Below are 23420 nucleotides of genomic sequence, written 5' to 3'. Positions count from 1 at the left end.
ACTGTGGACATCTCGTTGTCCGGTGGCCGGCGGTCAACCGGTGGTCGTGTCCATCGGCAGCCGGATCAGCAGCCCGTCGGGCAGGGCCGCGTTGGCCGAGTACACCTGACCGATCTCGGCGTCGGTGAGCGCACGGCCGTACAGCCGCACCTCGTCCAGGGCACCGCGCAACCGCTGCTCTCCGTCCAGCCGCTGGCCCAGGTGGATCTGGAACGGCCGCTTCGGGCTGACCGACCCGACCGCGGACACGTCGACCGAGCCGGCGCGCACCCCGTCCACGTGGATGCTCAGCGTGCCGCCCGCGCGGCGCAGCGCCACGTGGTGCCACTTCCGGTCGTTGTACGCCTTGGTGGTGCTGACCACCGCCGCGGTCTCGCCGCTCTGCGCCAGCGCCCGCAGCCGGCCGTTGGCCGGTTCGGCGCGCAGCCACAGCTGGGAGTACACATCGCCCTGGTTGTAGGCCCACACCAGCGCCTGGGTCGAGGTGCTGGCCCCGTAGTTGAACCACCCGGTCCAGGTGAAGTCGTTGCTGCTGACCGCCAGCTTCTCGGCGAACGGCAGCTGCACGCGGTCGTCGGTGCCGTCCAGTGCGATCGCCCTGCCGAACCTGCCCGTGGTGGCGCTCACCCCGCCGCGCAGGTAGGCGTCCAGCTTGTTGGGCGAGGAGTCGGGGGTGGTGGGCAGGCCGCTGGTGTTCCCGTCCGGCAGCCCCAGATCGGCCTCGGTGAACGTGGTGAACCAGAGGTAGCCGTGCGACCAGTTGGTCGCCCGCTCGTAGGCCAGCCCCACCGTGTTGGCGTTGACCAGGGTCATGTCGGTGTAGGCGGCGTAGCCGGAGTAGATCACCGTCCCGCCGCGGGGATCGACCCATTCGTTGCCGCCCTTGAAGGTGGACCGGATGGTGAGGTTCTTCCTCGGATTCCCGTCCGGACGCACCTCCTCGGTGGTGGGCGAGGCGACCAGCACGCGGTTGTACCGGTCACCGCGGTCGGTGGCCCGCAGCTCCAAAGTGGACGCCTGCACGGTCGGGCTGGCCCAGCCCGTCTCGGCCGCACCGGCGTGGAACGGGACGGAGAAGCTCTGCCCGGCGTCGGTGGACACCGCGGCGGCCACAGTGGACGGACTGGTGCCGTTCTCGTTGCGGGCGAACGCGAACAGCGAGCCGTCCGGGCGTTCGAACACCGACAGCTCCTGCACCCGCAGGTCGGGGTCGGCGGACTCGTCGTGGGCGCCGAGCTGCCAGGTCAGGCCGCCGTCGTCGCTGTAGATGAGGGCACCGCCCTTGACGCCGTCAACCGTGGTGTAGTTGGTGCCGACCACCAGCCGGCCGGCGTGCGCTCCCCTGGTCAGCTGGATGCCGTGGGACGGCCCGGTGGCGTAGCCCTGCCAGTTGGGCAGTTTCACGCTGCTGGTGATCTCCCGAGGCGCCGACCAGGACTCGCCGTTGTCATCGCTGTGCTGCGCCCACACCGTCCGGTACGCCCGGGTGGTGAGCAGGGTGATCCGCCCGCTCTCCCGGTCCACCACGGGCACGGGGTTGTGCGCGGTGGAGCCGGCCCCCTGGTGGATGACCTCCGGGGTCTTCTCCCAGTTCTTCCCGCTGTCCACGGAGCGGATCAGCACCACGTCGTGGGTTCCGGTGTCACCGCAGGTGGGTTTGCGGGCCTCGGCGAACAGCAGCAGCGTGCCGTTCTCGGCGGTCGCCAGGGCGGGGATCCGGAAACAGGTGTAGCCGCTCACGTTGGGGGCCAGGACCGCCCTGCCCTCCAGGCTCGCCGCGGCCGCGCTGGCGGTCGGGGCGGCGGGGGTCAGGGCTGCGGCGGGCGCTCCGGGTGCCGCCGCCACCGGAACGGCCGTGGCGGCCGTGAGGACGGCCGCCACCAGCACAGCTCGGACACCGCGCCACCCTTGTCTGCTTCTGCGCATCGCTCCCCCTCACAACAGCGCCGGACGCGCCGTTGATGAATGGACCAATAGGTAAAAATTCACATACTGACTGATTGTGCAGTCAGATTCTCACCAGACCGGTGACGCGCAGGAGACATCCAGATGAACAGCACCTGACCGCTGGATGAACGCCAGGTGTGGCCGCGCCGGATCGCACCACCAGCCGCACGCCGTGACATCGTTGGCACTGGCGCGCGGCGGGGGTGTCAGCTGGAGGCGCGGCGGATCAGCTCGGTGGGCAGCAGCACCGACGGGGGCAGGTCCTCCTCGCCGGCGAGCTGGGCGAGCAGCCGCCAGGTCGTGGTCCGGCCCAGCTCCTCCACTGACTGACGCACCGTGGTCAGCGGCGGCACCGTGGAGCTGGCGAAGATCGAGTCGTCGTGCCCGACCACGGCGACGTCGTCGGGAATGCGCCGGCCGTGCGCGGTCAGCGCCTGCATGGCGCCCACCGCGATGATGTCCGCAGCGGCGAACACCGCGTCCACGTCCGGATACCTGGTCAGCAACTCGGTCATGGCCGCGGAGCCGCCCTCGACGGTGAAGTCGCTGTGCACCACCGCGTCCGCCGGCAGACCGGCCTCGGACATGCCCCGGCGCCACCCGACCAACCGGTCGATGCCCGCGGCCATGTCCTTGGGCCCGGCGATCGTGGCGATCCGGCGGCGACCGGTCGCGACCAGGTGCCGCGCGGCTTCCCAGCCACCGTGGAAGTTGTCCGAGTCCACATAGGGCACGTTGCCCCCGGCCAGCGGTCGGCCGACCAGCACCACCGGCACCCCGGCCTCGGTCAGCCGCCTCGGCAGCGGGTCCCGACCGTGCAGGCTGACCACGAGCACCCCGTCCACGTGCCCGTTGAGCAGGTACTGCTCCAGCTGGCTGTCATCGCCCGGCTCCTGGCTCATCAGCAGCACGAGCTGGCGCTGGCTGCCCGCCATGCCGGCGTAGATGCCACGCAGCACCCCGGCGAAGAACGGGTCGCCAAAGACCCGGGTTCCGTGTTCGGAGAACACCAGGGCGACCGAGTTGGTCCGCTTGGTGGCCAGGCTCCGGGCCGCCTGGTTGGGCACGTAGCCCAGCGTCTGGATGGCCCGTGCCACGGATTCCCGCGCCTTGCGGCTGACGTGCGGCAGATCGTTGATCACTCTGGAGACGGTGGAGCGGGAAACACCCGCGACCCGCGCCACCTCCTCCAGGGTCGGGATGTTCCGATCCTCGCCAACCGCGTTCAAGGGTTCGATCACAGGTTCTCCGCTGCCGGCAGGCCGTTGTCGCGCACGACCTGCGAGTACCACCTGGCACTGAGCTTAGGCGTGCGCACCTGCGTTTCGTAGTCGACGTGGACGATGCCGAACCGTTTGGCGTAGCCCTCGGCCCACTCGAAGTTGTCCAGCAGCGACCAGCAGAAGTAGCCGCGCAGATCCACTCCGGCGCTCAGCGCGGCGTGCGCGGCGCGCAGGTGCCCGTCCAGGAACGCCACCCGGTCCGGGTCGTGGATGCCGCCGTCGACGACCGAGTCGTGGTAGGCGGCGCCGTTCTCGGTGATGTAGAGCGGGATCTTCGGGTACTCCCGGTTGAGCCGCAGCAGCACCTCGGTCAGCCCGTCCGGGTGCACCTCCCAGTCCATGGCGGTGCGCGGGCGGTTGAGGCCGCGGAACCCGATGGTCTCCACGCCCAGCCACTCCGAGGGCCGATCCGTGTTCTGCCGGTCGGTGGGCTCGGGCCGGGCGGTGACGTTGTGCACCGTGTAGTAGTTCACCCCCAGCAGGTCCAGCGGCGCGGAGATGGTCTGCAGGTCGCTGGCGGCGATGTGGTCGGCCAGGCCGAACGGCTCCAGGTCGGCCAGCACGTCCTCGGGGTAGGCGCCGCGCAGCAGCGGGTCCAGGAAGATCCGGTTCTGCAGACCGTCCACCCGCCGCGCCACCTCGACGTCCTCGGGCGAGTCCGGGTCGGCCGGCCGGACCGGGTACAGGTTGACGGTCACCCCTGCGGAGGCGTTGGGCGCGTGGGCGCGGATCGCGGCCAGGCCGAGACCGTGCGCCAGCAGCAGGTGGTGCACGGCGGCCACGGTGGCGCGCGGATCGGTGCGCCCCGGCGCGTGCACGCCGTTGCCGTAGCCGAGGAAGGCCGAGCAGTACGGCTCGTTCAGCGTGGTCCAGTTCGACACCCGGTCGCCGAGCCGCACCAGCACGGACTCGGCGTACTCGGCGAACCGGTAGGCGGTCTCCCGGTTGGCCCAGCCGCCCTGGTCCTCCAGGGTCTGCGGCAGGTCCCAGTGGTACAGCGTCACCCACGGGGTGATGTCGTGCTCCAGCAGGGTGTCCACCAGGCGCTCGTAGAAGTCCAGCCCGGCGCTGTTGACCGGGCCGGCGTCCGGCCGCACCCTCGGCCAGGCCACGGAGAAGCGGTAGGCGGGCAACCCCAGGTCCGCCATCAGGCGCACGTCCTCGCGCATGCGCCGGTAGTGGTCGACCGCGGGCTCCCCGGTGTCGCCGTTCACCACCGCGCCGGGCACCCGGCAGAAGGTGTCCCAAATCGAATCGGTTCGACCATCGACAGTCGTCGACCCCTCGATCTGGAACGCGGCCGTTGCCGCGCCCCACACGAAGTTCGTCGGGAACGTGATGGCACCTCGTGACGAGTCAGCCGAACCAGCGGTCACTTCGGCTCGATCAGACAAAATGGACACTGCTCACCCCTTAATAGCGCCTTGCATGATGCCGGCGACGATCTGCCGGCCAAGCAGTACGAAAACGATCAGCACCGGCACGGTCGCCATGGTGGTCCCGGCGAGCACCAGCGAGTAGTCGACGTAGTAGCCGCTCTGCAGCTTCTCCAGGGCCACCTGCAGCGTGGGGTTGGTCGCGTCCAGTGCGACCAGGGGCCACAGGAAGTCGTTCCAGGACTGCATGAACGTGAACATCGCCAGGAACGCCGCGGCTGGCCGCACCGCCGGGAGGCAGACGTGCCAGAACACCCGGATCATGCTGCACCCGTCCATCCTGGCCGCCTCGACCAGTTCGTAGGGCAGCGCCTCCACTGTGTACTGACGCATCCAGAACACGCCGATCGCGGTGACCAGGTTGGGCACGATCACCGCCTCCAGCTCGTTGGCCCAGCCGAACTCGGCCATCGCCATGTACAGCGGGATGATGCCCAGCTGGGTGGGCACCGCCAGGGTCGCCACGACGAACACGAACAGGATGTTGCGGCCCCGGAACCGGAGTTTGGCGAAGGCGAACCCGGCGAGCGTGGAGAACAGCACCGTCGTCAGGGTCACCGTGCCGGACACGATGATGCTGTTTCCCAACGCCTTCCAGAACGGGATCGTGTCGATCACCTTCGCCGCGTTGGACAGGAAGTTGCCGCCGGGCAGCAGCGGCGGCACCCGTTCGGACAGCATCGAGCTGTCCCGGCTGGCCACCAGGAAGGACCAGTAGAACGGGAACGCCGAACCGAGCACGAACGCGATCAGCAGGCCGTAGACGAGGAAGTTGGGCCGGTGGATCATCGAGCCGTCCCGACCGCCCCGACGCCGGTTCCTGCGGAACGGCAGTGGAACCGTGGTCATCAGCGATCCTCCCCTGTGGACGCCAGCCGGCGCGTGATCACGAAGTTGATCATCGCGATGGCCAGGATCAGCACGAACAGCACCCAGGCGATCGCTGAGGCGTAGCCGAAGTCGAGATTCTCGAAGGCGGACTGGTACATGTAGAGGGTGATCGTCTGGAACTGTCCGCTGGAACCACCGGTGTTCAGTCCGGGCCGCGCGTCGAACAGCTTGGGCTCGGTGAAGATCTGCAGGCCACCGATGGTGGAGGTGACGACCACGAAGATCAGAGTGGGCCGCAGCAGCGGCAGGGTGATGCTGAAGAACCGGCGCACCGCCTTGGCCCCGTCGACCAGTGCGGCCTCGTAGATGTCCTTGGGGATCGCCTGCATGGCGGCCAGCACGATCAGCGCGTTGTAGCCCGTCCAGCGCCAGTTGACCATCGTGGCGATCGCGATGTGGCTGGCGAACCTGTTGGCCTGCCAGTCGATCCGGTCCAGGCCCACCATTTCGAACAGGGAGTTGATCAGACCGAAGTTGCTGCCGAACAGGTTGCTGAAGATGAGGCCGACCGCCACCAGGCTGACCACGTAGGGCAGCAGCACGGCCACCCGCCACCCGGTGGGGGCCCGCAGCTTGGTGTTGAGCAGCGCGGCGAGGAACACCGCGATGACGAGCTGCGGAACGCTGGAGAGCACGAAGATGCTGACGGTGTTGACCAGCGCGTTCCAGAACTGCGCGTCACCGAACAGCGTGACGTAGTTCTCCAGCCCCAGGAACGTGGGGGTGTCGTCGGCGAGTTCCCAGTCGTACAGCGACACGTAGGCCGTGTAGAGCAACGGGAACAGCCCGACCACCCCGAACAGGATGAAGAACGGGGCGATGTAGAGATACGGGGAGTACTTGACGTCCCACTGGCTCAGGCGCTGCCGGAACGTGGGGCGCGACCTCGGCTGGCGCCGGTCGGGCTCACCGCTACCGGCACTTGCCCGGTGCGCGGGTTCGCTCCGCTCGCCGACGTCCAGAGTGGCCTCGGACAATGTCTCCCCTCCTTCCCAGAAGTTGTCGCGTCAGGACGGACGGGCGCGGTCAAGAGCGCCCACAGCGGCCAAACCGGCGGAACGCGGCTCGTCCGCGTTCCGCCGGTGGCACAGGTGTGCTTGGGTCACTTGGCCAGCTTCTTCGCCCCCTCCACGGCCTGTTTCCAGCCGTCATCCGGTGCGGTGCCCTGTTCGACCGCCTGCAGGGCCGGGGCGATCACGTTGTCCTGGATGTTGCCGTCCTGCTCGCCCTTGAACTGCGCGCGCTCGACCTTCTTGGCCTGGCTGGCGAACACCTGCGCGGTGTTGGGCGTGACGAAGTAGTCGTTGGCCAGCGAGAGCAGGTCGGGCGAGTCCAGCGCGCCGAGCTGGCTGGGGAAGGGGCCCTTGGCCTTGAACGCCTTGATCTGCTGCTCGGGCGCGGTCAGCCAGGCGGCGAGTTCGGCGGCTTCCTTGGGGTGCTTGCTCTGCTTGGGCACGGTCAGGTAGGAACCGCCCCAGTTCGTGGGTCCACCCGGGACGGCGTCGGTGATCGCCCACTTGCCCGCGTTCTCCGGCCCGGAGTTCCCCTCAACCGGTCCCATCATCCAGGAGGGGCAGGTCTTGGTGGCGAAGGCACTCGTCTTGAAGCCGGTGTTCCACTCCGGCCCCCACGCGACCAGCTTGGCCGACTGTCCCTCGGTGACGGCCCTGGTCACCTTGTCCCAGTTCGCCTTGATCGCGGCGTTGGTCTCGATGACCAGGTTGTTGCTGGTGTCGTAGTAGCCGGTCGGCAGCTGGTTCTGCATGACGTTGAAGACCTGCGACGCCGAGTCGAACCAGGCGACCTCGGAGTTGTCGACGAACCGCTTGCCCGCCTCGAAGTAGCTGTCCCAGGTCGCGAACATCGCCTTGACCTGCTCGGGATCGGTGGGCAGGCCGGCGGCCTCGAACAGGTCCTTGCGGTAGCACATCGCCACCGGGCCGATGTCGGTGCCGTAGCCGATCACCTTGCCGTCCTTGGTGGTGGCGGCGTCGGCCTTCCACTTCAGCCACCGCTCGGGCTTGACGTCGGCCGGGCCGATCTCCTTGAGATCGTTGAACTGGCCGGACTTGTCCAGGACCTGGGAGAGGAAGCCCTCCTCGATCGCCTCGATGTCGGCCAGGCCGGAACCCGCGCCCAGCTTGGTGAGCAGGTTCTGGTGGTGCGGTGCCGACTGACCGGTCTTGGTCTGCTCGATCTTGATGTTCGGGTGGCTCGCCTCGTACTCCGGGATCAGGTTCTCGTACCCGAACTCGTTGAAGGTGGCGATGGTCAGGTGGATCTTGCCGTCCGCTGCCGGACCGTCGTCCGAACCCCCGCAGGCTGCCAGGGCCCCACCCGTGACCAGCATGGCCGAGGTGAGGGCGACCGCCCTCCATAGCTGTTGACGCACATCAAGCCCCTTGCTGGCTGGACCGTCCGCTGACCCGGGAACGAGAGGAACCCCCAGAGGTCAGTGACAGATGCTGTTGTGGTGTGAGAGCGGTCCCGCCAGCCAAACTGGGAGCGCTCCCGGATCATGCGGTCAGTGTGTCGGCGACCACTCCGAGCGTCAAGACGCCGTGTCCAGCACGTTACAAATCGGAGTAACCACAGGTTGACAGCAACTAACCAGGACGCAACCATGCTTACACCCGCGATCTCCACTGTCAGCTGACTCAGGGAAGAATCCGGGAAAAACTGGGAGCGCTCTTAGAAATCGCGGGCACACAACGGACGCGGAGAGCACGACCAATCGGTGGGCGCGGCAGTCTGATCCCGGCTCGGCCGAGATGGAGGATTCCTAGTTGAACCAGTTACCGCGCCGCCGCGGCTGGCTCGCGCGCGGCACGCGCCACGCAGCGGCCATGACCGCCCTGCTCATCCCGTTGGCCACGGTGCTGCCCGGAGCGGCCAGCGCCGCGCCGGTCGAGCAGATCAACAACGGCGGCTTTGACGAGGGCACCGCATCCTGGTGGTGGACGGCCAACTCGCCCGGGCAGGTTGTCGACGGACAGCTCTGCGCCGACGTGCCGGCCGGCACGACCAACGTGTGGGACGCGATCATCGGCCAGAACGACATCCCGCTGGTCGCCGGCGAGGGCTACACGCTCTCGTTCACCGCGTCCGCCTCGGTACCCGTGGTGATCAGGGCGAACGTCCAGTTGGCCGACCCGCCCTACCCGACCGAGCTGTCCGAGGCCGTGCCGTTGACCAGCACGGCCCAGGACTTCGAGTACTCCTTCACCTCGGGCACCGACTCCGAGGCCGGACAGGTGGCCTTCCAGATCGGCGGCAGCGCCCAGGCGTACACCTTCTGCCTGGACAACGTCTCCCTGCTGGGCGGCACCGAGGTGCCGCCGTACCAGCCGGACACCGGCCCGAGGGTGCGGGTCAACCAGGTCGGCTACCTGGCCGGCGGGTCCAGGCACGCCACCCTGGTCACCGCCGCCACCGAGCCGGTGGCCTGGGAACTGGTCGACGCGGCCGGCGCGGTGGTGGCCACCGGCACGACCGGCCCTCGGGGTGTGGACCCCACGTCGAACCAGAACACCCACGACATCGACCTCAGCGCGGTCACCGCGACCGGCAGCGGGTTCACCCTGCGCGCCGACGGCGACACCAGTGTGCCCTTCGACCTGGGCGTCACCGCCTACCAGCAGCTGCGCGCGGACTCGCTGGCGTTCTTCTACCACCAGCGCAGCGGGATCGCGATCGACGCCGACCTGGTCGGCGCGGCCTACGCCCGTCCGGCCGGACACCTGGGGGTGGCACCCAACCAGGGTGACACCGACGTGCCCTGCCAACCCGGGGTCTGCGACTACCGGCTGGACGTGCGCGGCGGCTGGTACGACGCGGGCGACCACGGCAAGTACGTGGTCAACGGCGGCATCTCCACCGCCCAGCTGCTGAGCGAGTTCGAGCGCACCAGGACCGCGCCCACCGCCGACCCGCACGCGCTGGGCGACGGCAGCCTGCGGGTTCCCGAGCGCGCCAACGGCGTGCCCGACATCCTGGACGAGGCCCGCTGGGAGCTGGAGTTCCTGCTGCGCATGCAGGTTCCGGCCGGGCAGCCGCTGGCCGGCATGGTGCACCACAAGGTGCACGACAGCACCTGGACCGGGCTGCCCCAGCGCCCGGAGCTGGACGACCGGGCCCGGGAACTGCACCCGCCGTCCACCGCCGCCACCCTCAACCTGGCCGCGGCGGCCGGGCAGTGCGCCCGACTGTTCCAGCCCTACGACGCCGCCTTCGCGGCCCGGTGCCTGAGCGCGGCGCGCACGGCGTGGAGCGCGGCCAAGGCCCATCCCGACGTGTACGCCTCGCCCACCGACAGCACCGGCGGCGGCGCCTACAACGACAACGACGTCACCGACGAGTTCTACTGGGCGGCCGCCGAGCTGTACCTGACCACCGGGGAACAGCAGTACCTCGACGCGCTCCACGCTTCCCCGCACCACACCGGTGAGGTCTTCACCGACTGGGGCATCTCCTGGGGCTCGGTCGCCGCGCTCGGCCGCCTCGACCTGGCCACCGTGCCGAGCCGGCTGCCCCAGGACGAGCTGGCCCGGATCCGCGCCTCGGTCGTCGCGGGCGCGGACCGCTACCTGGCGACCGCGCGCGGTCAGGCCTACGGCGTGCCCTACGCCCCGGAGGGCGGCCGGTACGTGTGGGGGTCCAACAGCCAGGTGCTCAACAACATGGTGGTGCTGGGCACGGCCTTCGACCTCACCGGCCGGGCCGAGTACCGGGACGCGGTGCTCAGCGGCTTCGACTACCTGCTCGGCCGCAACCCGCTCAACCAGTCCTATGTGACCGGTTACGGCGAGCGCGCCTCGCACAACCAGCACCACCGGTTCTGGGCCCACCAGCTCGACCCCAGCCTGCCGAACCCGCCGGCCGGGTCGGTGGCCGGCGGCCCGGACTCGCAGCTGGAGGACGACGTCGCCAAGGACAAGCTCACCGGCTGCGCTCCGGCCATGTGCTACCTCGACGACATCCAGTCGTACTCCACCAACGAGGTGGCGATCAACTGGAACGCGCCCCTGGCGTGGGCCGCGGCCTTCGCCGCCGAGCAGGCCGGCACCGGGTCGCCGGCCCAGTCCCCCTGCCGGGTCAGCTACCAGGTGCACAGCGAGTACCAGGGTCGGTTCCTGGGCCAGGTGACCATCACCAACACCACCGCCACCGCGGTGGACGGCTGGTCGCTGGGCTGGTTCTTCCCGGGTGAGCAGCGGGTGACCAGCGTGTGGAACGGCACGGTGAACCAGGCCGGCGCCGGGGTCCGGGTCAGCGACGCGGGCTGGAACCGCCGCATCGGCCCGAACCGGTCGGTGACCTTCGGCTTCGAGGCGTCCGGGCTCGGGAAGAGTTCGAAGCCAACCCTGTTCGTCCTCAACGGTCTCACCTGCCGCACCGGCTGAGTCGGCTGGGTCCGCGGGATCCGCACCGAACGGGGAGTGGTCGCGTCAGCGCGGCCACTCCCCGGCTGTGTTCAGTCGGACCGCCCGGGCTCGGTGCGGCGCCCGGCGGTGCCCGCTCGCACCGGAGTGGCCGCGCCGTCCTCGGCCGTCCAGATCGTGCTGTGCAGGTCCGTGCCCCGGACCAGTTGCACCCGCCACGCGTCGATGCGCAGCACCTGGTACCCCGGGTCGGTGGGGCCACCGGGCCAGTAGGTGTGCGGGTCGTAGCCGACGCCGGCCGGACTGCCCGAGCGGTACAGCTCCCAGGCGTAGCGCCGGGTCGGCTCGTCATCGACCCAGGTGGACACGCTGTCCACGAACACCGCGTTCTGCCGGGGACTCCAGTACGAGTAGGTGGTGTGCGGGTTGTTCGCCAGGTGTGCGGTTTTCACGGGTGTCCGGAAGGCGGCGAGCCAGCCGACGGGTCGGCCGTCGACGACCTCCCAGATCGGCAGCAGCACCCGTGCTCTCGGCCGCCCTCTTCTGTCCACAGTGGTCATCGTCGCGTACTTGATGTCCCTGATGTAGGCGAAGAACGTGCCCTGCATCTCGGCGAAGTCGTGCACCTTGCGGGCCATGCTGATCTCCTTCTCGCTGTGTCGCCCTGGTTTGTGATCGACCGGCTCAGTGGAGCGCCCCGGACGGCACGGCCGGATCGTCCTGTTCGGACCGTCCAGACTGTTCGGACTGTCCGGTCCCGTCGTTGGCGCGCGCGGCAGCGGAGCGCCGGCGCAGGCCGAACAGGCCGGTGACCGCAGCGAGCACGGCCGCGACGAGCGGCACGAGCAGGCCGGCGTGGTAGCCGTCGAGCAGGTCGTCCGGCGTCCGGTCGTCCCCGGTGGCGGCCCCGCTGACCGCGGTGACCGCGGACAGGCCCAGTGCGGCCCCGAACTGGAAGCAGGTGTAGAGCAGCCCGCCAGCCAGGCCCTGTTCCTCCTCGGCGACGCCGTCGGTGGCCACGATGGTCAGCGGCCCGTAGGCCAGGGTGAAGGCCAGGCCGAGCAGCAGCAGGCTGGGGAACATCGCCGCGTACGTCCAGTCCGCGCCGACCGGCAGGAACAGCGCGTAGGACAGCGCGGCCAGCACCAGGCCACCGAGGATGACCCTGGCGTTGCCGAAGCGGTTGACCAGCCTCGGGGTGAGCGTCGGCGAGAGCACCGCGTCAATGCCGATCACCAGCAGCGCGAGGCTGGTCTGCACGGTGGACCAGCCGCGCAGTTCCTGCAGGTACAGCACGGCGATGAACTGGAAGCCGAAGAAACCGGCGGAGAACAGCAGCGCGGCCAGGTTGGCGCGCAGCAGCGATCCCGTCCGCAGGATGCCCAGACGCACCAGCGGTGTCCTCGCCCTGCGCTCGACCAGCACGAAGACCGCGAACAGCGCGAGGCTGGCGGCGACGGTGACCACTGTCCACATCAGACTGGTGTGGGCGGCGCGCTCCACGGCGAGCACCAGCAGCACGATCGCGCCGGTCACGGTGACCGCGCCGACCAGGTCGACGCGCTGGCCCGCGCGGTCGGGCCGTTCGGAGCGGGGCACGAAGACCACCGCGGCGACCAGGATGAGCAGCGTGAGGATCACCGGGGCCAGGAACACCCACCGCCAGTCGACCGCGGTCAGCAGCCCACCGACCACCAGGCCGATGGAGAAGCCACCCGCCGCGGTGCCGGAGTAGATGAGCAGCGCCCTGTCCCGCTGGGGTCCTTCGGCGAAGCTGGTGGTGATGATGGACAGGCCGGCCGGGGCCATGAACGCCGCGGCCACACCGGTGACGAACCGGGCGACCACGAGCATCCAGCCCGTCGAGGCGAACGCGCCGAGCCCGGAGAACAGCAGGAACACGCCCAGCCAGAGCAGGAACATCCGGCGCCGGCCGAACAGGTCGGCGGCCTTGCCGCCCAGCAGCATGAACCCGCCGTAGCCGAGCACGTACGCACTGATCACCCACTGCAGTTCCCCAGTGGACAGACCCAGCTCGGCGCGGATCGACGGCAGGGCCACGTTGAGCATGGCCACGTCGATGCCTTCCAGGAAGATCGCGCCGCACAGCACGAAGAGCATTCCCCAGGCACGCCCGCGCAGCCGGTCGTCGCGGGCAGCGGGTAGTGACGGTGTGGACACAGAACGGCTCCTTGAGCACAGCGGATGGAGGAGGACGAGGGCACGACGAGGCCCGGTTACCGGACCGCATGTCAGTTCCCTCTTGTTACCGCTCTGATCCTGATGCACCCTGGTCAGCTGTGGAAGAAGGCATTTCGAAGTCACTCAGTCACTGCCGGGGAACCGACGACGACCAGGTACGACAGTGGGACGCACGGGAGGGGTGCGAGGTCCGCCAGATCCTCGACCGGGTGGCGGACAAGTGGTCGCTGCTCGTCATCGCGCTGCTCGACCGCCGGACCCTGCGGTTCACCGAACTCCGGCGGGAGATCGACGGAATCAGCCAGCGCATGCTCGCCGTGACGCTGCGCCAGTTGGAGCGCGACGGTCTGGTTCGGCGCACGGTCTACCCCGTGGTCCCGCCTCGGGTGGACTACGAGCTGACGCCGCTGGGGGCGACGCTGCACGACACCATCCAGGCGCTCGTCACGTGGACCGAGGCACACCAGGACGAAATCGCGGCGGCGCGCGTCGAGTACGACCGGCGCGAGGCCGGGGCCGTGGGGACGGAGGCCCCGGAGAGTCCACGGGCGACCGCGGGCGCGGCCTGAGCAGGGCAGCGCAACCGGGCCGGCCGCATCCGGCCGGCCACACCCGGGCGCAGCTCACCCGGACAGTCCGAGTGGACTGTCTACTCCAGACGCTCGGTGCGTGCGGTGGGTCAGATCGAGTCGGTCTGGCCCTGCTCGCGCAGTGCGAAGTTCAACTCGCCCTTGACGTTCTTCTGCACGTCGAGCACCTTGTCGTCGAGGTAGTCCGCTGCTTCGGGTTGCAGGAACACCTGGGCGCCTTCCGAGGAGGTCACCACCTGGTCGCCCTCGTCGGGGTGCTGAGCCACCGTCACCGCGAGCGCGGCGCCCTCGTTGGTCTCCTCCTGCACGCTGAACCGCAGACCGGCCTGGTGGCTGCCGTTGGCGTTGCTGTCACTGGCGGTGAGCATGCTGATCGCCTGGGCAGCCGCGTCTGTCACCGTGAGCATGCCGCGTTCCTTCCGGATCGACTGCTGCTTGTCCTGTCCGCAGCCCCACCGTAACCCCGGGCCCGGCTCAGCGCCGGGACCAGCGCCGCAACCAGCACCGACTGCCGCGCAGCGCCGGTGCCGAGGCCGGCGCGGACCAGTGGGCGGCAGGGGGCCGCGGTGGGGACGGGCTTGGTATCCCCACCGCGGCCGGACGGTGTCGCCACCGTCGCGAGCGGGCGAGCCGGGCAGCCGGCCAGCCGCTGGTGCGGTCCTGCCTCGCCGTTGGGGCGAACCGCTGTTCCACCCGGCTGACTCGTCCCTGCCCTGCCCGGCCCGCCCTGTCCGGGTGTGATCAGCCCAGGGAGAAGGAGAACGAGTGGGTGGCGAGCCCGGTGCCGCCCTGCCACGGCTCGAAGCCGGCCTGCACACTGGTCAGGTACCAGCTCCGGTTGATCGACCCCCTGGACACGGCGTCCTGGGTGAACGCGTTGAGGTCGAGGTTGCTGACCGAGGTCGTCGGGCTGGTGCGCACGTAGCTGATCACGTTCCAGCCGATGTTGCCCGTCCACACGTCCCAGGTGGCACCGGCCACCTGCGCGGTGGCGACCTTCGAGCCGACCGGTTGGACACTGCCCCGGTGGTTGAGCCAGATCATCAGCTCGCCCGCGTTCTGGCCGGTCTGGTTGGGGTTCGGGTCGTACCACAGGTCGTAGGCCGTGTCGTAGACGCCCTGGCTGGGCACGCTGGTGCTCCAGCTGCTGCGCGCGCCGCTGAGCTGGCTGACCGCCCTGGGCAGCCCACTGCCGGTGGTGCAGTTCCGGTAGTGGCAGCCCGCGTAGATCGACGGGTAGGACGCTGGCGAGCCGTTGGTGGCGTTGTTGTGCCCGGCCGTGGTCACCGTGAAACCGGTGCCGTTGACGTCGATGCACTGCGGGGTGGACGCGCCCCAGACGTTGTTCTGCACGATGTAGCGGCCCCCTTCGACGGGGGTCGAGTCCCATTTGCCGCACAGCTGCGCGGCTGCGCCCACCTGGCCGGCCACGGCCGGTGCGGCGGTGAGCGTCGCCAGGCAGCAGGCCACGGCAAGACCGGTGGTGAGCACGCGTGCGGTGGGTCGCGGGGACATGGTGGGGATTCCTTTCGCCGTTGTGCGGGCTGGTCCCGCGCGGCCCTCGCGGACCGCACGGGGTGCACGGCTGACCGCCGCGGTCCTCGGCCGGGCCGGTCAGCCCGGCCGAGGACGCTCCCGGTGGGATCAGAACAGTTCGGCGTGCACGGCGAAGGCGGTGGCGATCTCCGCCTGCGACCAGAACCGGTGGTAGGTGAAGGTGGGCACGGCGCCGCCGTTGAGGTAGCTCTGCACCTTCGACCAGTCCGGGTCCTGCTTGTAGAACGAGCGGATGGACAGGAACGTCGAGCTGGAGTTGATGGTGTCGCCGTTGGCCATCTTCCCGGTCCAGCCGTTGGGCACGTACAGCCCGCCCTGCGAGTAGGTGTCGTCGAACCGGTTGTAGTCGGCCCGGGTCTCCGGGACGGCGATGCCCTTGCTGTCGGTGTTGCCCAGCAGCGCGTCGAGCAGCTTCTCACCCGTGGTGCGCGCCTGGGTGTTGCCCGAACCCGCCGCGTAGTACAGCAGGGTCTTGGCCAGCGACGCGGCAATGCCGACGTCGTTGTTCTTGTTGAGCACGCTCACGTGCAGGTTGGTGTTGGTGCTCGGGTTGCCGGTCCAGTTGTTGGGCTGGCCGGACCACTGCAGGTCGGCGGGGATGGCGAAGCTGCCCCCGGTGCCCACGGTGGTGTTGTTGATCGCCCACGGCACCCACTTGTCCAGAATGGACTTGGCGCGGGAGTCCTTGGTCACGTAGTAGTACTGGGCGACGCGCTCCATGCCCCAGGTCTGGAAGCCGAACCACCGGTTGCTCGGCGGGTCGTGCCACACCGGCTGGTAGTCGTAGGCCATGCCGTAGAACTTCGGGGAGTTGGCCGGCGGCGTGCCGTAGGAACCGCCCCAGCTGTTGCTCGCGCCACCGGCGATGCCGCCCTCGGCGGACTGCAGCCACTGGAGGAACTCCAGCTGGCGGTTCAGGCTGGTCGCCCAGTCGGTGGCCCCGGTCGCCGACTTCGGCTTCAGCTGCGGGTCGTTGGCCAGGGCCCAGGCCGCCAGCGGGTTCTGGTAACCCTGGTGCGGCGCGCTGGAGCCGATCCGGAAGGCCCACGGGTACTGGGCGCTGGCGTCCGCGCCGCCCCAGGAGTAGTACCAGCCGAGCAGGTAGTGCGCGCTGTTCTTGCCACTGCCGGCCGGGCAGGACGGGCTGGTGCAGTTGCCGATCTTCTTGAAGTACTTGTCGTACATGGAGTAGCGCAGGTAGTCGCCCATCTTGGCGGCGTTGGCCACCGCCGAGGAGATCTGCGAGCCCTTGCCCTGCTTGTCCGCCCAGGTCTTGGCCCAGTAGGCCACCTGCACCGCGCGGGCGTCCGCGTCCGGCGCGTTGGTGTAGCGCCACTGCTTGGAGTAGCTGGAGTCACCGGTGAACAGGTCCAGGAACCCGTTCTTGCCACCGAACTTGAACGTCTCGCAGGACGGGTGGGTCACCGTCTCCCACACCGACTCCTGCTCACCCCGCTGGAAGGTGTTGATGTAGGCGGGAGCGTTCTTGGAGCCGTCGCCGCAGAACCCGTAGCCGTAGACGTTGTCCACGTCCAGCAGCCAGTGCATGCCGTAGATGTTGTTGGTGCCGTACGTGGAACTCAGTTCATTGGCGATCGGGTCCTGGCCGACCGAGACACCACTGTCCAACCTGGACGGATACCCGGACGGGTCGCCGTGTTCGGCGGCGTAGGTGGCCGGCTTGGCCGGGTTGTAGCCGGAGTTGGTTGGCTGGTCCTTCTGGGCCGGGATGATGTAGGTCTCCATCGACCTCCACGCTTTGTTGAACGGCTCCCAGTTACCGGTGATCTGGCCGTAGGTGGCCTCCAGCCAGAGGTAGTAGCTGAACGCCTCGGAGGTGGTCTCGTGACCGTGGTCCGGGGCCTCGACGATCAGCGTCTCCACCGAGTGGTAGGGCACCAACAGGTCGCCGAACTGGCGGAAGTAGCCGTTGGCCGGGTCCTTGATCTTGTTGTACTGCGTCAGGAACGCTGCCTCGTAGTCGGCGGCCAGCCGGCTGCCGAGGTCCTGCTCGGCGAGTGGCGCGGCGGAAACCGCGCTGGCTCCGGCGGGGAACACCAGCACCCCGACCGCGGCGGCGGCGAGCAGCCCGCGCAGCGGGCCCCACTTCCGCGGACGTGCTCTGAACCGAGTTCTCATGGCGCGGCTCTCCTCCATGCTCCACTGGTCGTTCGTTGCTTGCTGTTTCTTCCCTTCGACTCGGTGGTCGGCCCGGTCGACGGCCCGCCCAACCGTGTCCGCCGCCGTTGGCGGGCACGGCACCAGGGACCGCGTCACGCACCGAGTGTGAGCGTGCGGACGAGGTCGTCCACACCGCTCGACTGTGGGCTGAACGTCCACTGTGGTCTGTTCAGCGAGGGCTGCCCCGGCCGCCGGTGGCAACCGGTCGTCGGCCGTGCGGGCACTGGCCCGGTGGGAGGGGTGGAACCCGGTCCGGGGCGCCGGGCGCGGTTAGACGCCCCGGACCGAGGCTTGATGGGCGGGCCCGTTCCAGAAGAGGAGAGAGGAAGGGGAACGGGCCCGCCGGCCTCATCAGGGTGTGCGTCCCCAGACGAGGCGGTTGGCGCTGTCGAACAGCGCGATGTTCTGGGTGTTCACCGGCTGGCTGCCGGCGGCGGGCAGGTTCTGGTAGGACCAGTCGTTGCTGGGGTCCCAGCGCCCGGCGCTGGTCACCCGGAACTGGATCTCCCGGCGGTAGCGGCTCTGGCCGGCGGGTGCGATGTCACCGGAGCACACCACCTCGACGTAGTAGACGGTGCCGGTCGCCTGGCGCGGGGCCGCGGGTGCGTCGCACTGGTTGTAGGGCGACTGCACGCTCAGCTGCGCCGGGGTGACGCCCTCCTCCAGCGTGAAGTAGTAGCGCACCCTGCTGTCGGTCAGCTTGCGGGCCGGGAACGCCGAGGTGTTGACCACGTACATCTTCACCTCGGTGAAGTTGCCGCCGGTCTGGTTCAGCGCCGCCTGCACCAGCAGTTCCGGGCCGTCCGCGGTCTCCGCGGTGGGGAAGTCGGCCAGTGGCTGCCCGCCGTACTCGCGGTAGAGCTTGGCCAGCGCGCCGGTGTAGGCGGCGTTGTAGTCCAGCGCGACCTCGTTGGACACGTAGTCGGACCGGCTGTCGGTGTAGGCGTCGTTGGCCGAACTGGGCCCACCCACCAGCGCGCCGTAGAGCACGTGCCGACTCTGTTGGGGCTGTTGGATGTTGTCCGTCCAGGAGCCGTGCGCGGTGCGGTGGTGCGGGTTGCGCGGCGGGTTGTTGCCGAAGCCCACCATGTAGCTGGCCTTGCGGGGGTTGTCGCCCAGCGTGTAGTTGACCTGCCGGACCGCGAAGTCGTGGTAGCGCGCCCTGCGCTGCGGGTCGCTGACCTGCTCGCTGTGCACCAGGGCCACGAACGCGGTGTTCACCGCGTAGCGCAGGGATCCCCAGGTGTCCAGGAAGGCCTGCCCGCCCGGCGAGTAGGACACCTTCTGTCCGTTGTAGCCGGTCGTCCAGTAGTCCAGCCAGCGGTTGGCGTCGGTGACGTACTTGTCCTTGCCGGTGAGTTCGGCGAGCAGCACGTAGGTGCCGTAGGACTTGTCGTCCCAGGCGATGGTCCACCGGTAGGAGTGTTCCGGCCGCTGCGGTTCGGTCGACAGCTTGTCGTACTCGGTCTCCGCCTTGGTCAGGTAGGTCTGCTCCCCGGTGGCCCGGTGGAGCCAGATCGCACCCCAGACCAGCTCGTCCTGGTAGCCGCTCCAGGAGTTGTAGAAGTTGGCGGCGTCGGTGATGCAGCTGCTGTACTTGCCCCGGTAGGAGTCGGCGAAGCCGTACAGCTGTCTGGCGTGCGTGACCAGGGTTCGCGCGTAGTCGGGGTCGCTGGTGGTGAACACCATCGAGGCGGCGGCCAGCGCGGCGGCGTACTCACCGGCCAGGTCCGAGCCAGGGCAACTGGCGTCGACCTTGTAGGCCGGGCGGGCCATGGGCATCGCCTCGGCAGGGCCCCACCAGGCGTGGTCGGGGTTGCCCGCGCCCACCTGGCCGTAGACCACGTTGGGCGCGGGGTGGGCCTTGAGGATCCAGTCGGTGCCCCACCTCAGGTTCGACCGCAGTGCCGCCAGCTGCCCGGAGTTGGCGTAGGCCTGCGGCTCCTCGATCGCCCCCCAGGCGAGCATGGTCATGCTGAACGCGAAGGGCAGGCCGAACTTCACGTGGTCGCCGGCGTCGTAGAAGCCGCCGGACAGGTCCAGTCCCACGTCCTGGCCGTCGGTGACCGCGGAGTTGCCGCGCCAGCTGACCCGGTTGTCCGCTGGCAGCGTGCCGGAGCGCTGTGCGTCGTAGAACCAGATCGATTTCTGCAGCGCCTCGCCGTAGTTGAAGGCCGGTGCGGCAACGGGGGTGGCCGCTGGCGCGGTGTCGGCACCGGCTGGTGGTACCGCGGCCGACGACACCAGCAGCACACCGGTGATCGCGACCACCAGGTGCGTACCGGTTCGCAGAAAACCGATCCTCACAGCTGCCTCCTCTTCGAAGCAGGATTCGGAACTCGGGTGCTGGCGGACGTTGGCTGTGACCGCAGTCACTGGGAGCGCTCCCAGTTTCGGCAGAGTAGCGAGATTGCAACATCCTGTGAAGACCCCCAGAACCACGTTTGTGATCCAACAACGACCTTGACGCTCTTCGGCCCACCCGGCACGCGGCAAGTCGCCGCACCCGCTGCCCCAACTGCCGCGCATCCGCCGCGCGGGCGGCCGCGGTGCACGCCTCCCCGCCGATCCGCCCCCGGTTCAGCGGGAATCACACCCCGGACGGCCCCGGACTGGGACCGATCCCAGGCCCACGACCAGCCAGAACAAGTGCCGAACCGACCGCGGGCCCCGGGCCGGCCAGCGGCCCGGCCCGGGGCGGGCGCGACCCGGCACCACGGCGCGGTCCGCACCCGCCCCCACCACCCCACCGCCACCCGGCCGGTCCCACCGGCAGGCCGCACCGGGCGCCGCCCGGCGCGCCGGCCACACCATGCCGGGTCCAGCAGCCCGTTGTCGGTCCACACAGGATCGACTGTCCAGCAAGGGGATCCGTACCTCGTCCGTCCGAACAGGACAGGAATCGAAGGGCAGGCGGTGCGGGCCAGGATCAGCGCGCGGCGTCCCTGGTGATCGCGGCGAGCACGGCCGGATCGGCCTTGGGCTCGCGGTGCTCGGTCAGCAGGCCGTTGCGCTCCTGCAGGGTGTCGGTGAGCTGGGTGTAGCAGAAGCCGGCCAGCGCGCTGCTGGCCTGGACCGCCGCCATCAGCTCGCGGTAGCGGTGCACCAGGGCCTCGGCGTCGCCGGCCGCGCCGTAGCCGTTCCACGCGGTGTCCGGATCGGCGGTGCACAGGATGCCGCCGAACTCGGTCAACACCACCGGTGCGGCCGGCACGCCGCCGTCCACGGTCAGCCGGCGACCGCCCGGCCGGACCTCGCGCACGGTGCGCGCCACCGCGTCCCGGTCGCGGTAGCGCTCGGTCAGCAGGCCGGGGTCGTTGCAGTAGTCGTGCACGCCCAGGATGTTCCCGGTCACGTACTCCCAGCCGTCGTTGCCCAGGGTGGGCCGGGACGGGTCGACCGCCCGCAGCAGGTGGTGCACGGCGCGCACGGCGTCGCGCTGGTCCTCCCGCTGCTCCGCGGCGGGCACCCCCCAGCTCTCGTTGAACGGCACCCAGGCCACCACGCAGGCGTGGCTGGCGTCGCGCTCCACCGCGGCCAGCCATTCCCGCACCGTCCTGGCCACCGACCGGGAACTGAACCGGTAGGCGGCGGGCATCTCGCCCCAGACGCACATGCCGATCCGGTCGCACCAGTACAGCAGCCTGGGGTCCTCGACCTTCTGGTGCAGCCGCATGCCGTTGAAGCCAAGCGACCTGGCCAGCTCCACCTCCCGGCGCAGGGCGTCGCCGGACGGGGCGGCCAGGTGCGTGTCCGGCCAGTAGCCCTGGGCCAGCACCATGCGCAGGTAGTAGGGGCGGCCGTTGAGCAGGAAGTGGGTGTTGTCCACGCCCACCGCGCGCAGCCCCACGTAGCTGAGCGCCTCGTCGGTCACGCCCTGGTCGGCCGGCTCGACCGTGACGCGCACGTCGTGCAGGTTGGGCGTCTCCGGGCTCCACAGGTAGCGCTCGGGTTCCACGTCGTAGGGCAGCTGGTCGAGGGGCAGCCGGCGCCGCACGGTGTCGCCGCGGACCAGGTAGGTGTCCTCGGCCAGTGGGTCGTCCGGCTCGCCCACCCGCACGCTCACCCGCACCGGCCCCGGTCCCACCCCGGCCAGGCCGATCTCGACGTCGAGCACGCCCTCGCCGAGCAGCGGGGTCAACCGCAGGTGGCGGACGTGCGTGCGGGGGACCGCCTCCAGCCACACCGGCTGCCAGATGCCGGTCGTGCGGTGGTACCAGATCACGTGCGGCTCGCTCCGCCAGTCCTGCTTGCCGCGCGGCTGTTCCAGATCGGCGGAGCCGTCCTCGGCCCGCACCGTCACCACCTGGGTGCCGGAGTCGGCGAGCGCGTCGGTGACATCCACCGAGAACGGGGTGTGACCGCCCTCGTGGCTGGTCAGGTGCTGCCCGTTGACCCACACGTCGGCCCGGTAGTCCACGGCGCCGAAGTGCAGCAGGACGCGCCGGTCCGGCCCGGGCGGGACCAGGTCGAACTCCCTGCGGTACCACACCACGGGATGCCGTCCCGGCGCGGCGACGCCGCTGGCCGCCGACTCCGGGGGGAAGGGCACGGTGATGGTGTTCTGGAACGGCGCCTGCTCACGCCACCAGCCGTCCCGGACGCCCACATCGCCGTCGTCGTGGGCAAAGCCCCACGGGCCGCACAGGTCCTGCCAGTCGGGGCGAACCAGGCGCGGACGCGGGTGGGCCTCGCGGAGTGCGTGATCCATCGGTGCTCGGGCTCCTCACGGGTGGCGACACGGTCCACCGGGCCGGGCCACGGCGCCGAGGTGGTCAGCCGGCCGCGCGGCCCGCCCAGCACCCCGACCCTCACAAAACCCGCACCCGGTTGGCAACCACCCGGGCGTTCGGCGCGTCGCCCCGGCTCGCGCGGACGCGGGACAGGGCTCAGCGCGGCGCTGGCCCGGTGCTGGCCCTGGGCACCAGGATCGGGTCGGCGGTGCGCACGCTGTCCGGCCGCTGCCCGGCCAGCACCTGCTGGAGCAGGGTCACCGCGGCGACGCCGTACTCGGCGATCGGCCGGCGGACCGCGGTCAGCGCCGGGTGCACCAGCCGGCACAGCACGGAGTCGTCCCAGGCCACCACGGACAGCTGGCCGGGCACGGCGATGCCCAGTTCCTGGGCCACCGCCACGGCGGCCACGGCCATCAGGTCGTTGTCGAACAGCAGCGCGGTCGGCGCCTCGGCCGAGGCCAGCAGCCGCCGGGCCACCCGCGCGCCGGCCTCGCCGGAGTAGTCGGTGTGCACGATCCGGGTCTGGTCGAGGCCGAGCCGGGCGGCGCACTCGGTGAACGCCGCGGAGCGCGCTTGGGTGTGCAGGAACTCCTCGGGCCCGGCGACCCGCACGATCCGGCGGTGGCCCAGCGTGCTCAGGTACTCCAGCACCTCGGCGACGGCGACGCCGTCGTCGGTCCACACGCACGGCAGCCCGGCCACCCCGGCGGGGCCACCGAGCACCACCGCGGGCAGGCCCAGTTCCTGGACCAGGTCCACGCGCCGGTCCCGCTCCTGCAGGTCGACCAGCAGGGTGCCGTCCACCCGGCGCTCGGCCCACCACCGGCGGTAGGTGGCCAGCTCGGCCTCCTGGTGGTCGCTCACCTGCAGCAGCAGCGCGGTGGGGCTGCCGGCGAGCGCGGCCTGGATGCCGGAGATCAGCTGCATGAAGAACGGTTCGACGCCCAGCACCCTGGCCGGCCGGTCCACCACCAGCCCGATCGCTCCGGCCCGGCCGTCGGAGAGCGCACGGGCCGCGCTGCTGGGCGCCCAGCCCAGTTCCTCGGCGATGGCCATGATCCGCCGCCGGGTGGGCTCGGACACGCCGGGCCGGCCGTTGAGCGCGTAGGACACCGCGCCCTTGGACACGCCGGCGGTCCTGGCGATGTCGGCGATCGTCGGACGTTTCACCGCTCTCCTCCCCCGCACGGCCTCGCACCCGTGCCCCACCGAACTG

General features: G+C 70.1%; 16 protein-coding genes. 2 read left to right on the top strand and 14 right to left on the bottom strand.

Going from position 1 to position 23420, the window contains the following annotated elements; all coding sequences use genetic code 11:
• Positions 1-33: 33 nt before the first annotated feature.
• The 6 genes from LX83_RS05075 to LX83_RS05050 form a co-directional block, all read right to left on the bottom strand.
• Positions 34-1881: an exo-alpha-sialidase gene (locus tag LX83_RS05075; protein ID WP_253767554.1), complete on the bottom strand. Its 1848-nt coding sequence runs from the start codon at positions 1879-1881 to the stop codon at positions 34-36.
• 272 nt (positions 1882-2153) lie between these two features.
• A complete protein-coding gene (locus LX83_RS05070; protein WP_253767551.1) occupies positions 2154-3188 on the bottom strand; it encodes a LacI family DNA-binding transcriptional regulator in 1035 nt (344 codons plus the stop codon).
• Complete coding sequence (locus LX83_RS05065; RefSeq protein ID WP_253767922.1) at positions 3185-4570, bottom strand: GH1 family beta-glucosidase; 1386 nt, start codon at positions 4568-4570, stop codon at positions 3185-3187. Before LX83_RS05065 ends, LX83_RS05070 begins: the two co-directional genes overlap by 4 nt.
• Before the next feature lie 66 nt (positions 4571-4636).
• Positions 4637-5455: a carbohydrate ABC transporter permease gene (locus tag LX83_RS05060; RefSeq protein WP_253767919.1), complete on the bottom strand. Its 819-nt coding sequence runs from the start codon at positions 5453-5455 to the stop codon at positions 4637-4639.
• Between the two features lie 59 nt (positions 5456-5514).
• Positions 5515-6534 carry a carbohydrate ABC transporter permease gene (locus LX83_RS05055; RefSeq protein WP_253767549.1) on the bottom strand — a complete coding sequence of 340 codons (1020 nt, stop codon included), beginning with the start codon at positions 6532-6534 and terminating at the stop codon, positions 5515-5517.
• A gap of 125 nt (positions 6535-6659) precedes the next feature.
• Positions 6660-7907: an ABC transporter substrate-binding protein gene (locus tag LX83_RS05050; RefSeq protein WP_253767918.1), complete on the bottom strand. Its 1248-nt coding sequence runs from the start codon at positions 7905-7907 to the stop codon at positions 6660-6662.
• A 496-nt stretch (positions 7908-8403) separates the two neighbouring features.
• On the opposite strand from LX83_RS05050, the gene LX83_RS05045 reads away from it, so the two are divergent.
• A complete protein-coding gene (locus LX83_RS05045; RefSeq protein WP_253767548.1) occupies positions 8404-10959 on the top strand; it encodes a glycoside hydrolase family 9 protein in 2556 nt (851 codons plus the stop codon).
• Positions 10960-11030: 71 nt separating this feature from the next.
• On the opposite strand, the gene LX83_RS05040 is transcribed toward LX83_RS05045, so the two are convergent.
• On the bottom strand, positions 11031-11576 hold the full coding sequence (locus tag LX83_RS05040) for a pyridoxamine 5'-phosphate oxidase family protein (protein WP_253767546.1): 546 nt from the start codon (positions 11574-11576) through the stop codon (positions 11031-11033).
• 46 nt (positions 11577-11622) lie between these two features.
• Entirely contained in the window at positions 11623-13119 is a 1497-nt protein-coding gene (locus tag LX83_RS05035) for an MFS transporter (protein ID WP_407649487.1), read from the bottom strand.
• A gap of 119 nt (positions 13120-13238) precedes the next feature.
• Between LX83_RS05035 and LX83_RS05030 the strand changes: the two genes are divergently transcribed.
• Positions 13239-13709, top strand: a complete 471-nt coding sequence (locus LX83_RS05030; protein WP_253767544.1) for a winged helix-turn-helix transcriptional regulator — start codon at positions 13239-13241, stop codon at positions 13707-13709.
• A gap of 110 nt (positions 13710-13819) precedes the next feature.
• On the opposite strand, the gene LX83_RS05025 is transcribed toward LX83_RS05030, so the two are convergent.
• The 6 genes from LX83_RS05025 to LX83_RS05000 all read right to left on the bottom strand — a co-directional run bounded on the left by LX83_RS05025 (position 13820) and on the right by LX83_RS05000 (position 23374).
• Complete coding sequence (locus LX83_RS05025) at positions 13820-14137, bottom strand: iron-sulfur cluster biosynthesis family protein (RefSeq protein ID WP_253767542.1); 318 nt, start codon at positions 14135-14137, stop codon at positions 13820-13822.
• Between the two features lie 334 nt (positions 14138-14471).
• Positions 14472-15245: a GH12 family glycosyl hydrolase domain-containing protein gene (locus LX83_RS05020; RefSeq protein ID WP_253767539.1), complete on the bottom strand. Its 774-nt coding sequence runs from the start codon at positions 15243-15245 to the stop codon at positions 14472-14474.
• A gap of 129 nt (positions 15246-15374) precedes the next feature.
• Positions 15375-17426: a glycoside hydrolase family 48 protein gene (locus LX83_RS05015; protein WP_253767538.1), complete on the bottom strand. Its 2052-nt coding sequence runs from the start codon at positions 17424-17426 to the stop codon at positions 15375-15377.
• 393 nt (positions 17427-17819) lie between these two features.
• Positions 17820-19775 (bottom strand): glycoside hydrolase family 9 protein, encoded by a 1956-nt coding sequence (locus LX83_RS05010; protein ID WP_253767535.1) that lies wholly within the window; start codon positions 19773-19775, stop codon positions 17820-17822.
• A 622-nt stretch (positions 19776-20397) separates the two neighbouring features.
• The gene (locus LX83_RS05005) at positions 20398-22179 is read right to left on the bottom strand and encodes a glycoside hydrolase family 2 protein (RefSeq protein ID WP_253767534.1); all 1782 of its coding nucleotides are present in this window, start codon (positions 22177-22179) and stop codon (positions 20398-20400) included.
• Between the two features lie 178 nt (positions 22180-22357).
• Positions 22358-23374, bottom strand: a complete 1017-nt coding sequence (locus tag LX83_RS05000; protein WP_253767532.1) for a LacI family DNA-binding transcriptional regulator — start codon at positions 23372-23374, stop codon at positions 22358-22360.
• Positions 23375-23420 lie beyond the last annotated feature (46 nt).

The organism is Goodfellowiella coeruleoviolacea (assembly GCF_024171785.1).
GTDB classification, from domain to species: Bacteria; Actinomycetota; Actinomycetes; order Mycobacteriales; family Pseudonocardiaceae; genus Goodfellowiella; species Goodfellowiella coeruleoviolacea.
The sequence above is the reverse complement of the archived record's forward strand: the minus strand, read 5'-3'. Positions and strand labels throughout refer to the sequence as shown.

Coding starts and splice junctions, on each gene's coding strand:
- LX83_RS05060 (WP_253767919.1), bottom strand. CDS start 5,455: ATGATCCACCGGCCCAACTTCCTCGTCTACGGCCTGCTGATCGCGTTC.
- LX83_RS05050 (WP_253767918.1), bottom strand. CDS start 7,907: ATGCTGGTCACGGGTGGGGCCCTGGCAGCCTGCGGGGGTTCGGACGAC.
- LX83_RS05045 (WP_253767548.1), top strand. CDS start 8,404: ATGACCGCCCTGCTCATCCCGTTGGCCACGGTGCTGCCCGGAGCGGCC.
- LX83_RS05040 (WP_253767546.1), bottom strand. CDS start 11,576: ATGGCCCGCAAGGTGCACGACTTCGCCGAGATGCAGGGCACGTTCTTC.
- LX83_RS05025 (WP_253767542.1), bottom strand. CDS start 14,137: ATGCTCACGGTGACAGACGCGGCTGCCCAGGCGATCAGCATGCTCACC.
- LX83_RS05020 (WP_253767539.1), bottom strand. CDS start 15,245: ATGTCCCCGCGACCCACCGCACGCGTGCTCACCACCGGTCTTGCCGTG.
- LX83_RS05015 (WP_253767538.1), bottom strand. CDS start 17,426: ATGAGAACTCGGTTCAGAGCACGTCCGCGGAAGTGGGGCCCGCTGCGC.
- LX83_RS05005 (WP_253767534.1), bottom strand. CDS start 22,179: ATGGATCACGCACTCCGCGAGGCCCACCCGCGTCCGCGCCTGGTTCGC.